Here is a 13,321-nt window from a genome sequence, read left to right as displayed (position 1 = left end):
ATGAGCCGAACCGTCATCTACGAGCAGATGCGCGCCGGCCGACTCCGCTACGTCCGGCAGGGCACCGACCGGCGCATCCCCGCCAGCGCCATCACGGAGTACGTCGCGCTACTGGAACAGGAACACGAAACCGCACGAGGAGTTGCCGCCTGATGAGTAAGCGTCGAAGCCGTGGTGACGGTGGCCTGCACTGGGACGAGAAGCGACAGCGCTGGATCGCATCCGTCACCACCGGCTACACCCCCGCCGGAAAGCGCATCGTCCGGCGGGGTAGCGGCAAGACCAAGACGGAGGCAAAGAACAAGCTCAAGGAGGTTCTGCGCGACCACGAAGACGGACTTACCATCGCGCCGCACGGCGTCACTGTTACCGACGCGGTAACCGACTGGCTCACGTACGGGCTCAATGGACGGTCGGACAGCACGCGGGAGAACTACTCGTATCTTGCTCGGACTCACATCATCCCGAAGCTTGGCGCACGCAAGCTGCGCGAACTCAGCGCGGAAGAGGTTGACCGGTGGCTGGCCGATCTCGCGAAGGAGTTGAGCACTCGCACGGTTCGACTTCTGCACTCGCTACTGAATCGAGCGATCACCCGGGCCATGGCCCGGGACAAGGTGAAGCGCAACGTAGTGGTGCTGTGCTCGATCCCGAGAGGGCAGGAAGGTCGTCCGTCGAAATCGCTCACGCTCGACCAGGCGAAAGCGATTCTCAAGGCAGCAGAAGACAGCCGGCTATACGCCTACGTAGTGCTCTCACTCCTGACGGGCGCCCGGACCGAGGAACTACGCGCGCTCACGTGGGATCACGTCGACCTAAACGGCAACCCTGACGCCACTCCCCCGGTGCCACCCACGATCGAGGTATGGCACTCGGTCCGAGCCGGTGGCGACACCAAGACCCGCAAATCGCGCCGGACTCTTGCCCTGCCATTGCGGTGCGTCAAGGCGCTCAAGAGTCACCGCGAGCAGCAACGACGCGACCGGGATAAGGCCGGGAAAGACTGGCAACCGGGTCGGATCGTATTCACGACTTCGGTAGGCACCGAGCTGGACGCAGCGAACGTCCGGCGTGCGTTCCGCCGGGTAGCCACCATGGCTGGTCTCGACGCGGCGCGCTGGACACCCCGGGAACTGCGGCACAGCTTTGTGTCGGTGCTGTCCGACAGCGGCGTGAGCATCGAAGACATAGCCGACCTGTGCGGGCACTCGGGGACCACAGTCACGGAGACGGTCTACCGGCACCAACTCCGGCCGGTACTGCTCAACGGCGCGGTAGCCATGGACCGGATCTTTGACCCTGGACCGCCGAAGTCAGCAGCGTAGTCACTCAGTTAGACACTCAGAGACGAAGAGAGGGCATATCCATCGATGAGATATGCCCTCTGACCTCGGTCGGGACGGCCGGATTCGAACCGACGACCCCTTGACCCCCAGTCAAGTGCGCTACCAAACTGCGCCACGTCCCGCTCCCGCCCGGCCTCCACCGTGCGACAGCCGGTACAGCGTAGCGCAGGGCGGTTTCGCACGTGCAGCGGCCCACCGTCGCCCCGTCGCCCCTTCACGTTCCATCGGGTGCGCCACACCCCCTATCCCATCCTAGGAAGATAGGTCATTGCTTGAGTCGGAGTCGAAGCCCGAGATCGGTCACGGGTGTCGGAGAGGCGCGATCGTCCCGTCCGGCTCGTGGTGAACCGGACGGGACGGAGGATCGTCGAACTCGGCGCCGGGCTCAGCCGTGCGCCTTGCCCCGTCCGCCGGCACCGACCTTCTTACGAGGACGTACCGAGACCTCCACCGGGCTGCCCTCGAAGCCGAACTCCTCGCGGAGCTTCCGCTCGACGAAGCGCTGGTACCCGGCATCGAGCGGGCCGGTGGTGAAGAGTACGAACCGAGGCGGGCAGGTACCGGCCTGGGTGGCGAAGAGCACCCGAGGCGCCCGGCCGCCCCGCACCGGGTGCGGTGTCGCCTGCACCAGTGCGGTGAGCCACTGGTTCAGCTGCCCGGTCGGAACCCGGGTCTCCCAGCTCGCCAGGGCGGTACGCAACGCCGGGGCGAGCTTGTCCACCGCCCGCCCGGTCTTCGCCGAGACGTTGATCCGGATCGCCCAGGGAATTCGACGCAGCTCCCGCTCGATCTCCTTGTCCAGGTAGTAGCGGCGGTCAGCGTCGACCAGGTCCCACTTGTTGAAGGCGATCACCAGGGCCCGGCCGGTCTCGGTCACCGTGGTGAGGATCCGCTGGTCCTGCTCGCTGATCGGCTCACTGGCGTCGAGGAGTACCACCGCCACCTCGGCCGCCTCGATCGCGGCGGCGGTACGCAGGCTCGCGTAGTACTCCGTACCGCTGGCCTTGCCGACCCGCTTGCGCAACCCGGCGGTGTCCACCAGCTGCCAGACCTCGCCGCCGATCTCGACCAGGCTGTCCACCGGGTCGACGGTGGTGCCGGCTACCGCGTCGACGACCGCCCGCTCCTCCTTGGCGAGCCGGTTGAGCAGGCTGGACTTGCCGACGTTGGGTCGGCCGACCAGCGCCACCCGGCGCGGCCCGCGCGGCCCCGCCTCGCTGACCGGCGGCGCGTCCGGCAGCGCCTCCAGGATCGCGTCGAGCAGGTCGCCGGAGCCCCGGCCGTGCAGCGCCGAGACGGGCCGCGGCTCGCCCAGCCCGAGCGACCACAGCGAGGTGGCCTCGAGTTCCACGGCCGTGTTGTCGGCCTTGTTGGCGACCAGCAGCACCGGCTTGGCACTGCGCCGGAGCATGCGTACGGCGGCCTCGTCGACGTCGGTGGCCCCGACCGTGGCATCGACCACGAACAGCACCACGTCGGCGGTGGCGACGGCGTTCTCGGCCTGGGCGGCGATGGCGGCGGCCCGGTCCCTCGCGTCCGGCTCCCAGCCGCCGGTGTCGACCACCGTGAACTGCCGTCCCGACCACTGCGCGTCGTACGGGACCCGGTCCCGGGTCACCCCGGGCGTGTCCTCCACCACCGCCTGCCGGCGCCCGATGATCCGGTTCACCAGCGTCGACTTGCCGACGTTGGGCCGGCCGACCACGGCCACCACCGGCACCGGGCCGGCCGGCTCGGCCTCCTCGACGTCCGGCTCCCGCAGCTCGACCCAACCATCCCCCGCGTTCACGCCGCCTCCTCAACTGCACCACCGGGGCGAACCAGGACGGTGTCGCCCCGCCGGGTGCTACCCCGGTCGTCCACTAACTCACCGATCCCGCCGATCCGCCGGTTCACCGGGCAGACCGCCGATCGGTGAGCAGGTCGTGCAGCCGTGCGACGACCTCGTCGATACCCAGGGCGGTGGTGTCCAGCACCACGGCGTCCGGAGCCTGCCGCAGCGGGTCCGCCGCCCGGGTGGAGTCGAGCCGGTCCCGTCGGGCCAGGTCGGCGGCGGTGGCGGTGAGGTCGGCGGCGTTCTCCGAGCTGCGCCGCTGCGCCCGCGCCTCGGCCGAGGCGGTCAGGTACACCTTGAGGTCGGCGTCGGGTGCCACCACCGAGCCGATGTCCCGGCCCTCCACCACGATCCGGCCGGCTGCGGCGATCATTTCGCGCTGCTGCGCGACCAGCAGTTCGCGTACGGCGGGCACGGCCGACACCGCCGAGACCGCCGCCGTCACCTCGGCGCCCCGGATCTCCCGGTCGACGGCGACGCCGTCGGCGGTCACGCTCGGCGCCTCGGGGTCGACGCCGATCTTCAGGTCGGTCTCCCCCGCCACCTTCGCCACCGCCTCGGCGTCCTGCGGGTCGACCCCGGAGCGCAGCACCGCCCAGGTGACGGCCCGGTACATCGCCCCGGTGTCGAGGTATCGGGCACCGAGCGCGTTCGCCAGCCGACGGGAGACGGTGGATTTCCCCGAACCGGACGGGCCGTCCACGGCAACCACACATCGCCCGGTCCGTACCTTTTCCGCCACCGTTCCTCCTCCACCGATCCCTTGGGCGATACGCCCGACAGTGCCGAGTTTCGCGGGAGGCCGGCCGTGGCGGCCCCGCCGCGTGTCGCTGTCCATCATGCCCCGTCCGCCGTATCGGCCCGCGCCCGACACCGGACGCGGCAGCGCCCCCGACACCGAACGAGGCGGCGCCCCGACACCGGACACGACGGCGCCCAGGCGCCGCAGGCACGGCGCCGGGCGACGAAGGTCAGCGCCGCCTCCCCGGCCCGGGATCGACCAGGGTCAGAGCCGGGCGACCGGGATCAGTCACCCACCGCCTTGAAGAGCGCGGCGATCTCGGCGTTGGTCAACCGGCGGTTACGACCGGGCCGCAGATCACCGAGCCGGATCGGACCGATGGCGGTACGGATCAGCCGGGACACCGGGTGCCCGACCTCCTCCAGCAGCCGCCGGACGATGTGCTTGCGCCCTTCGTGCAGGGTCAACTCCACCTGGGCCGTTCGTCCCAGCGTGTCCACGAGGCGGAACTCGTCCACCCGGGCGACGCCGTCGGAGAGTTCCACGCCGGCCTTCAGCCGCCGTCCGGCGCTGCGGGACAGCGGCCCCGCCACCTCGCACAGATAGGTCTTCGGCACCCCGTACGACGGGTGCATCAGCCGGTGCGCCAGCGTGCCGTCGTTGGTGAGCAGCAGCAGTCCCTCGCTGTCGGCGTCGAGTCGACCGACGTGGTAGACCCGTTCCTCCACCCGGCCGAGGAAGTCGGCCAGCGCGGTACGCCCCTTCTCGTCCGCCATCGTCGAGACCACGCCGCGCGGCTTGTTCATCGCCAGGTAGACCAGCCGGGTGTCGGTGACGAGCCGCTCACCGTCGACGTGGATGACGGCGGTGGCCGGGTCGACCTTGTCGCCGAGCTGCGCGACCCGCCCGTCGACGGTGACCCGGCGCCGGAAGATCAGGTCCTCGCAGGCACGCCGGGAGCCGACGCCGGCCGCGGCGAGCACCTTCTGCAGGCGCTCCACGCCGGGGGCATCGGAATTGTCATCGCGGGGCATCGGCTATCTCTTCCACGTCGTCGGGCAGGAACGGGGCCAGCGGCGGTAGCTGGGCGACGGTGTCCAGCCCGAGTTTCTCCAGGAACAGCGTCGTCGTCCGGTACAGGAACGCGCCGCTCTCCGGTTCGGTGCCGCACTCCTCCACCAGGCCGCGAGTGACCAGGGTACGGATCACCCCGTCGCAGTTGACACCCCGGATGGCCGAGATCCGCGACCGGGTCACCGGTTGCTTGTAGGCGACCACGGCGAGGGTCTCCAGCGCCGCCTGGGTGAGCCGGACGGACTGCCCGTCCAACACGAACCGCTCGACGTAGGCCGCGTATTCCGGACGGGTGTAGAGCCGCCAGCCACCTGCGGCCCGGCGCAGCTCGAAGCCGTGTCCGGCCGCCGTGTAGTCGGCGGACAACCGGTCCAGCATCGCGGCGACCCGCTCGGTCGGCTGTTCGAGTACCTGGGCCAGCAGAATTTCCGTGACCGGCTCGTCCACCACCAGCAGGATGGCTTCCAGGGCCCCGCGCAGCTCGTCCTCGTCGATCAGGGTGAGCGTCCCGGTCGGCCGGCCGGCCCTGCCGGGCACCGGCGCCGCCGCCGGCGCACCGTCCGCCTCCGCTCCGGCATCCTCGAGTACGCCGACCGCCTCGTCCGGCTCCGCGCCGCGTTCCCCGGCGCCGGTGACCGGCCCCGCCTGCTCGACGACCGCGCCGTCTCCGATTCTCGACCCTCCGGCGGTCGACGGTTCCGCGATCTCCGGTTCCCCGGTCGACGGTTCCGCGATCTCCGGTTCCCCGGTCGACGGTTCCGCGAGCCCCGGTTCCGCGAGCCCCGGTTCCGCGAGCCCCGGTTCCGCGGTCGACGGTTCCGCGGTGACCGCCCCGGCCGGGACCTGCGGGCGCTCCGCCGCCGGAGAGGACTCCAGATCTTCGACGGAAGGGGCGGTGGACTCCCTGCGGGGGTCGACGGGAGGCTCGGCAGCGGGCTCCGCGTGAGGTTCGACGGGAGGCTCCGGCGACGCGCTCCCGGCCGGCCGCTCCCACGGCGGCACCCAGGCCGCCGCCTGCTCGGCCAGCGAGTCGGGCCGCTTTTCGCTGGTCACCGCGTTTCCTCCCGCGTCTCGTCCCCGGTCGCCCCGGCGGGGCGCTCCGGTGGTGCCGGCGCACCCGCGTACTCGTCGATGTCGAGTTCGGCGCCGCCGTCCTCGGGACCGGTCCACCGTACGGTCAGCTCGCCGAGCGCCTCCACCTGGGCGAAGCCGACCAACCCCTCCCGGTACAGCTCCAGCAGGGCCAGGAACCGGGCCACCACCTCCAGCGTCGACTCGCAGTCCGCGCAGAGTACCCGGAAGGTGGCGATACCGGCCCGGCGGAGCCGGTCACGCAGCAGCGCGGCATGTTCCCGGACACTGACCCGGACCATGTGCACGTGGTCGATCGAGACCACCGGCGCCTTCTTCGGCGTCATCGCCCTGACCGCCAGCGCGGCGAGCCGGTCCGGTCCGATCCCGAGCACCAGGTCCGGCAGTGCCTCGGCGTACCTCGGCTCCAGGGCGACGGCCCGGGGGTAGCGACGGGAACCGACCGCCTCCAGCTCGGCGATGTGCCCGGCGGCCTCCTTGTACGCCTTGTACTGCAACAGCCGGGCGAAGAGCAGGTCCCGGGCCTCCAGCAGGGCCAGGTCCTCCTCGTCCTCGACCTGGGCGGCCGGCAGCAGCCGGGCGGCCTTGAGGTCGAGCAGGGTCGCGGCGATGACGAGGAACTCGCTCGCCTCGTCCAGGTCCCAGTCGTCCCCCATCGCCCGGATGTACGCGATGAACTCGTCGGTGACCCGGTGCAGGGCGACCTCGGTCACGTCGAGCTTGTGCTTGCCGATGAGCTGTAGCAGCAGGTCGAACGGGCCGGTGAAGTTCGACAGCCGTACGGTGAAGCCAGCCGCCGCCTCGGCCTCGGCGCCGCCCGGCACCGCCCCGGCGGTCGGGTCGACCGGAACCGCGTCCCCGTCGCCGCCGTCGGCCGGTACGGCGGGCCGGGCATCCGCCACGGACGGCGGTGGATCGGACGCGGGGCGCACTGGGTCCGGCGCGGCCGGGGAGGTGGGCGGGGAACTCACCCGACGACCGTAGTCCACCGGTTCCGGACCGTCAGCCGTCAGCGTCGCCCCGGTACCGTCACTCACCCGATGATCCTCGACACGGCGGGCACCGAACCGGGCCCGGACAAACGAAACGCGAGACCGCCGACCGACGTCGGCCGGAAGTGCCCACCTGGTTACCGCTCGGCCTGCGCGGCGATCACCTCTCGGGCGAGCTGGCGGTAGTTGCGGGCTCCGGAGGAGGCCGGATCGAGCGTGGTGATCGGCGCACCCGCGACCGTGGACTCGGGGAACTTGACCGTCTTGGTGATCACGGTCTGGTAGACCTTGTCGCCGAACGCCTCCACCACCCGCTGGAGCACCTGACGACAGTGTGTGGTGCGGCTGTCGTACATGGTGGCGAGGATCCCCTCCAGCTCCAGGTCGAAGTTGAGCCGTTCGCGGACCTTGTCGATGGTGTCCAGCAGCAGGGCGACGCCACGCAGGCTGAAGAACTCGCACTCCAGCGGGATGAGCACGCCGTCCGCCACGGTGAGGGCGTTGATGGCGAGCAGGCCCAGCGACGGCTGGCAGTCGATCAGGACGTAGTCGTATTCCTTGCGGATCGACCTGAGCACCCGGGCCAGGGCCATCTCCCGGGCGACCTCGTTGACCAACTGGATCTCGGCGGCCGACAGGTCGATGTTGGCCGGCAGCAGGTGCAGGCCGGCGACATCCGTCTTGATCAGCACGTCCTCGGCGGTGACGTCGTCCTGCATCAGCAGGTTGTAGACCGACAGGTCGAGGTTGTGCGGGTTGACACCCAGGCCGACCGAGAGCGCCCCCTGCGGGTCGAAGTCGACGAGCAGCACGCGGCGGCCGTATTCCGCGAGGGCGGCGCCCAGGTTGATGGTCGTGGTGGTCTTGCCCACCCCGCCCTTCTGGTTGGCCATCGCGATGATCCGGGCCGGCCCGTGCTGGTCGGTCGGCATCGGTTCCGGGATCGGCTTGCGGATCGTGTAGGCGGCCGGGTCGGCCGGGCCCAGCTCGGCGCCGAGATCCAGGGCGGACTGCTGCTCGCGCAGGCTTGAGGTCCACGCCTCGGCACGGTCAGCGTTTCCAGCCATGTCCTCGTACGCCCCCTCCCGACGACTGCCCGGCGTCGGAGCCGAACGGTGTCCTGTGCGGCGCCGCCGCGAACCTCGATTGCCGCCTCACGAGGCCGCGCCAGATCCCGACTCTACGCCACGTCGCAGCACCGTAGTGGGCACCGTCTCGGCGTGTCGAACCGCCCGCTGACCACCACGGGCCGACCGGGATCGGACCCGCCGCCCGACAGTACCCCGCCGGTGGCGGGACCGGGATCGGCCGGTCAGCCGCGCGCGCGGGGGTGCGCGGTGGCGTACACCTCGCGGAGCCGGTCGACGGTGACCAACGTGTACACCTGGGTGGTGGTCACCGACGCGTGTCCGAGCAGTTCCTGCACCACCCGTACGTCGGCGCCGCCGTCGAGCAGGTGGGTGGCGTACGAGTGCCGCAGCGTGTGCGGGGAGACCGCCCGCGGTCCGTCCACCGGCAGTCCGGCCCGGGCGGCGGACCGGCGCAGGATGGTCCAGGCGCTCTGCCGGGACAGCGGCCCGCCCCGGGCGTTGAGGAAGACCGTCGGCACGCCCCGCCCGGCGGCGGCCAGCGTCGGCCGGGCCCGGACCAGGTAGCTCCGCACCGCCTCGGCGGCGTACCCGCCGACCGGCACCAGCCGGCTCCGCCCGCCCTTGCCGTGCAGCAGCACCGAACCGTCGGTCAGGTCGAGGTCGTCGATCGCCGCGCCGACCGCCTCGGAGATGCGCGCGCCGGTGCCGTAGAGGAATTCGAGCAGGGCCCGGTCCCGCAGCTCCAGCGCGGCCCGGGGCCCGGTGGCGTCGACCGCGCCGGCGGTCTCCAGCAGCCGGACCACCTCGGTGACGTCCAGTGCCCGGGGCAGCCGCCGGGGCGGCACGGGTGGGCGGACGTCCCGACTCGCGTCCTGGCCGACCAGCCCCTCCCGGACCGCGAACCGGTGCAGGCCGCGGACCGCGCTGGCGGCCCGGGCCGCCGACGCCGCCGCCAGCGGCGGATGGCCGTCCGCCCCGGTCCGCAGCCGGGCCACGTGCGCGGCGACCTCGGCCGGCCCGACCGCCGCGAGATCCTCGACGCCGTCGGCGGCCAGCGTCGCCAGATACCGTTGAAGATCCCGCCGGTACGAGGTGAGCGTGTTCGTCGACAGCCCGCGCTCGACGGTGAGGTGGTCGAGATAGCCGCGCACCGCACGACGCAGCGCCGGTGACGGTTCTGGTCCGTCACCGGCCGGCTGCGGCTGCCCGCTCAGCAGGATGTCCGCTCAGCCGAGGACGTCGGCCAGCGGCAGGGTGCCCATGCCGTGCGCCTCGGCGACCGGGCCGTAGGTGACCTGGCCGGCGTGGGTGTTCAGGCCGAGCGCGAGCGCCTGGTCGCGGCGCAGCGCCTCCCGCCAGCCGTGGTTCGCCAGCTCCAGCGCGTACGGCAGGGTGACGTTGGTCAGCGCGTACGTGCTGGTGTGCGGCACCGCGCCCGGCATGTTCGCCACGCAGTAGAAGAGCGAGTTGTGCACCGGGTAGACCGGGTCGTCGTGGGTGGTCGGCCGGGAGTCCTCGAAGCAGCCGCCCTGGTCGATCGAGATGTCCACCAGCACGCTGCCGGGCTTCATCCGGGAGACCAGGTCGTTGCTGATCAGCGTCGGTGCCTTGGCACCGGGCACCAGCACCGCGCCGATCACCAGGTCGGCGTCGAGGACGGCCCGCTCGATCTCGTAGGTGTTCGAGGCCACCGTCTGCAGGTGGCCCCGGTAGATGGCGTCGGCCTGGCGGAGCTGCCCGACCGCCCGGTCCAGCAGCAGCACCTCGGCCTGCAACCCGAGCGCGATCGCGGCGGCGTTCCGGCCGGAGACCCCGGCGCCGATCACCACGGTCTTGGCGGCGTACACCCCGGAGACGCCGCCCATCAGCACGCCGCGCCCGCCGCCGGAGCGCATCAGGTGGTACGCCCCCACCTGCGGGGCGAGCCGGCCGGCGACCTCGGACATCGGGGCGAGCAGCGGCAGCGACCGGTCGGGCAGCTCGACGGTCTCGTACGCGATCCCGGTCACCTTGCGGTCGAGCAGCGCGTCGGTGCACTCCTTCGAGGCGGCCAGGTGCAGGTAGGTGAAGAGCACCTGCCCCTCGCGCATCCGGTGGTACTCCTCGGCGATCGGCTCCTTGACCTTCAGGACCAGTTCGGCGACGCCCCACACCTCGTCGGCGGCACCGAGGATCGTGGCCCCGGCGGCGGCGAACTCGGCGTCGGTGATGGACGAGCCGGCCCCGGCGCCGGACTCCACGTACACCTCGTGGCCGGCACGGACGAACTCGTGCACCCCGGCCGGGGTGATGGCCACCCGGTACTCGCGGTTCTTGACCTCGCGCGGAATTCCGACCTTCACGATTCCGACACCTTCCTCCGGGGCTGTCGGCCCCGGCCGCGCGACGCGCGGTGGCTCCGTTGCCACCGCGGTCCACCGTCCCGCCCGCGGAAGTCTAGGACCGGGGCGGTGCACCGGCAGCCAGCATTGTGACAGCGGGTAACCGGCAACCTTGACGGTATGTCAGCCACGCCGGACCGGCGAATCGGCGAACCGGGAGCGAACCGCCCGCCGGGCGGCGGTCAGGGCAGCGGCGAGTCGGCGGGGCGGAGCCCGGCCCAGCCCCGGTCCCGGGAGCGGGCCGCCGCGAGCACCCCGGCCACACAGGCCACGTTGGTGATCTCACCCGCCAGGACCATCGAGACCGCCTCGTCCAGGTCGACCCGGCTCACCTCCAGTCCGGCCTCCTCGTCGCGCCGCTCGTGCCGCTGCTCCGCCGGCACCTCGGAGAGTTCCCGGGCCAGGAAGATCCGGATCAGCTCGTCGGAGTACCCCGGTGAGGTGTGCACGTCCACCAGCAGGTCGAGCCGGCCCGCGACCAGGTCCACCTCCTCGGCCAGCTCCCGCAGGGCGCCCGCCGGCAGCGCCTCACCTGCGACGTCGGTCAACCCGGCGGGCAGCTCCCAGATCACCCGGCGCAGCGGGTGGCGGTACTGCCGGATCAGCACCGCCCGCCCCCGCTCGTCCAGGGCGAGCACACCGACCGCCCCGACGTGCCGTACGTAGTCCCGGGGGACCACCCGGCCGCCCGGCATCGCGACCTGGTCGGTGACCACCGAGAAGACCTTGCCCCGGAACCGTTCCCGCCGCTCGCGTACCTCGTAGCCGTGCCCGCCGGCCCGACCGTTCACGCCCGCACCGCCGTCCCGGGCCGCGGACCGGCGCCGGTCACGACGACGAACCCGCCTTCGCCGACCGGACCTGCCCGTTGCGGCCGGCGGCGTCGGCCGGCTCGGCGAGTTCCGCCAGCTCGGACGGCTCCCCCGTAGACGTGCCGGCGCTGGCCGCCGCGGGAACACCGGTGGCGGCCGGTGCCAGCTCCACCGGGAGCTGGTCCGCGGCCGAGTACTTCACGACGGCGCCGACGAACGCGGCGAAGAGCGGGTGCGGCCGGGTCGGCCGGCTCTTCAGTTCCGGATGCGCCTGGGTCGCCACGAAGAACGGGTGCAGTTCCCGGTCCAGCTCGACGAACTCGACCAGCCGGCCGTCCGGGGAGGTACCCGAGATGTGCAGACCCGCCTTGGTCAGCGCGTCCCGGTAGGCGTTGTTCACCTCGTACCGGTGCCGGTGCCGCTCGCTGACCTCGGTCTCCCCGTACGCCTGCGCGACCAGCGAGCCCTCGGTCAGCCGCGCCGGGTAGGCGCCCAGCCGCATGGTGCCGCCCAGGTCTCCCCGGCCGGCGACGATGTCCTCCTGGTCGGCCATGGTGGCGATGACCGGGTGCTTCGCCTTCTCGTCGAACTCCAGCGAGTTGGCCCCGTCCAGCCCGGCCAGGTGCCGGGCCACCTCGATGGTCATGCACTGGAGGCCGAGGCAGAGACCGAGGATCGGGATGCCGTTCTCCCGGGCGTACCGGGCGGCGCCGATCTTGCCCTCGATGCCGCGTACCCCGAAACCGCCGGGGATGACGATGCCGTCGACCCCGGCCAGCGCGGCCGCCGCCCCGGAGGCGGTGACACACTCGTCGCTCGGTACCCAGTGCAGCTCCACCCGGGCCCGGTGGCCGAAGCCGGCGGCCCGGATCGCCTCGCTCACCGACAGGTACGCGTCGGGCAGGTCGACGTACTTGCCGACCAGCGCGACCCGGACGGTGTGGTGCGGGTGGTGTACCCGCTCCAGCAGGTCGTCCCAGCTCTGCCAGGCGACGTCCCGGAACGACAGCCCGAGCCGGCGCACCACGTAGGCGTCCAGGCCCTCCTGGTGCAGCACCTTCGGGATGTCGTAGATGCTCGGCGCGTCCGGTGCGGCGATCACCGCCTCCCGGTCCACGTCGCAGTAGAGCGACAGCTTGTGCTTGAGCTTGTCCGGAATCTCCCGGTCCGACCGGCAGACGATGGCATCCGGCTGGATACCGATGTTGCGCAGCTGGGCGACCGAGTGCTGGGTCGGCTTGGTCTTCAGCTCCCCCGACGGCGCCAGGTACGGCACCAGCGAGACGTGCAGGTAGAAGCAGTTGTCCCGGCCCAGGTCGTGGCGTACCTGCCGGATCGCCTCCAGGAACGGCAGCGACTCGATGTCGCCGACCGTGCCGCCGACCTCGGTGATCACCACGTCCGGGGTACGGCCGTCCTCGTCCGGATCGGCCATGGCCAGGATCCGGGACTTGATCTCGTTGGTGATGTGCGGGATCACCTGCACGGTGTCCCCGAGGTACTCGCCCCGGCGCTCCTTCGCGATCACGTCGGAGTAGATCTGGCCGGTGGTGACGTTCGCCTTGCCGGAAAGTGCGCGGTCGAGGAACCGCTCGTAGTGCCCGACGTCGAGGTCGGTCTCGGCGCCGTCGTCGGTGACGAAGACCTCACCGTGCTGGAACGGGTTCATGGTGCCGGGGTCGACGTTCAGGTAGGGGTCGAGCTTCTGCATCACGACCCGAAGGCCCCGCGCCGTGAGGAGGTTTCCGAGGCTGGAGGCGGTCAGGCCCTTACCGAGTGAGGAAGCAACCCCACCGGTGACGAAAATATGCCTGGTCGTCCGTACTGAAGGGGCCAAGGCCTGCTCCCGTGGTCGTCTGTCGCGGTCGTGCGAACCGGTGTGGGATCAGTGAAGTGATCCACGCGATCCACGGGATTCCACGGTAACACCAACCTCGGCCGGGCTGCCGGGGGCACC

At 71.6% G+C, this 13,321-nt stretch carries 9 protein-coding genes, 1 tRNA gene and 3 pseudogenes; 2 read left to right on the top strand and 11 right to left on the bottom strand.

The genetic code is table 11. The annotated features are described in order from the left end of the window. Positions 1-153: pseudogene (locus V1634_RS06205) on the top strand (helix-turn-helix domain-containing protein); the annotation flags it as partial. Next, positions 153-1,325, top strand: coding sequence for a tyrosine-type recombinase/integrase (locus tag V1634_RS06200; RefSeq protein ID WP_331206754.1), 1,173 nt, complete (start codon positions 153-155; stop codon positions 1,323-1,325). The pseudogene V1634_RS06205 and the gene V1634_RS06200, both read left to right, overlap by 1 nt. A 69-nt stretch (positions 1,326-1,394) precedes the next feature. Here V1634_RS06200 and V1634_RS06195 read toward each other — a convergent pair. The 11 genes and pseudogenes from V1634_RS06195 to V1634_RS06145 all read right to left on the bottom strand — a co-directional run. Then, positions 1,395-1,468: transfer RNA gene (locus tag V1634_RS06195), tRNA-Pro, on the bottom strand. Between the two features lie 263 nt (positions 1,469-1,731). Next, the gene (der, locus tag V1634_RS06190) at positions 1,732-3,108 is read right to left on the bottom strand and encodes a ribosome biogenesis GTPase Der (protein WP_331206774.1); all 1,377 of its coding nucleotides are present in this window, start codon (positions 3,106-3,108) and stop codon (positions 1,732-1,734) included. A gap of 130 nt (positions 3,109-3,238) precedes the next feature. Next, on the bottom strand, positions 3,239-3,922 hold the full coding sequence (gene cmk / locus V1634_RS06185; protein WP_331206752.1) for a (d)CMP kinase: 684 nt from the start codon (positions 3,920-3,922) through the stop codon (positions 3,239-3,241). A gap of 284 nt (positions 3,923-4,206) precedes the next feature. After that, entirely contained in the window at positions 4,207-4,956 is a 750-nt protein-coding gene (locus tag V1634_RS06180) for a pseudouridine synthase (protein WP_331206751.1), read from the bottom strand. Continuing rightward, positions 4,943-6,049, bottom strand: a complete 1,107-nt coding sequence (scpB, locus tag V1634_RS06175) for an SMC-Scp complex subunit ScpB (protein WP_331206750.1) — start codon at positions 6,047-6,049, stop codon at positions 4,943-4,945. Before scpB ends, V1634_RS06180 begins: the two co-directional genes overlap by 14 nt. Before the next feature lie 29 nt (positions 6,050-6,078). Then, positions 6,079-7,077: pseudogene (locus V1634_RS06170) on the bottom strand (segregation/condensation protein A); the annotation flags it as partial. A 140-nt stretch (positions 7,078-7,217) separates the two neighbouring features. Further along, positions 7,218-8,147 carry a ParA family protein gene (locus tag V1634_RS06165; RefSeq protein WP_101366633.1) on the bottom strand — a complete coding sequence of 310 codons (930 nt, stop codon included), beginning with the start codon at positions 8,145-8,147 and terminating at the stop codon, positions 7,218-7,220. Positions 8,148-8,392: 245 nt separating this feature from the next. Further along, positions 8,393-9,385, bottom strand: coding sequence for a site-specific tyrosine recombinase XerD (locus V1634_RS06160; RefSeq protein ID WP_331206773.1), 993 nt, complete (start codon positions 9,383-9,385; stop codon positions 8,393-8,395). 12 nt (positions 9,386-9,397) lie between these two features. Beyond that, positions 9,398-10,513: an alanine dehydrogenase gene (gene ald, locus V1634_RS06155; protein WP_331206749.1), complete on the bottom strand. Its 1,116-nt coding sequence runs from the start codon at positions 10,511-10,513 to the stop codon at positions 9,398-9,400. A gap of 221 nt (positions 10,514-10,734) precedes the next feature. Continuing rightward, positions 10,735-11,343, bottom strand: coding sequence for an NUDIX hydrolase (locus V1634_RS06150; RefSeq protein ID WP_331206748.1), 609 nt, complete (start codon positions 11,341-11,343; stop codon positions 10,735-10,737). A gap of 133 nt (positions 11,344-11,476) precedes the next feature. Beyond that, positions 11,477-13,201, bottom strand: a pseudogene (locus V1634_RS06145) (CTP synthase); the annotation flags it as partial. Positions 13,202-13,321 lie beyond the last annotated feature (120 nt).

Source organism: Plantactinospora veratri (assembly GCF_036421995.1).
GTDB lineage: Bacteria > Actinomycetota > Actinomycetes > Mycobacteriales > Micromonosporaceae > Plantactinospora > Plantactinospora veratri.
The sequence above is the reverse complement of the archived record's forward strand: the minus strand, read 5'-3'. Positions and strand labels throughout refer to the sequence as shown.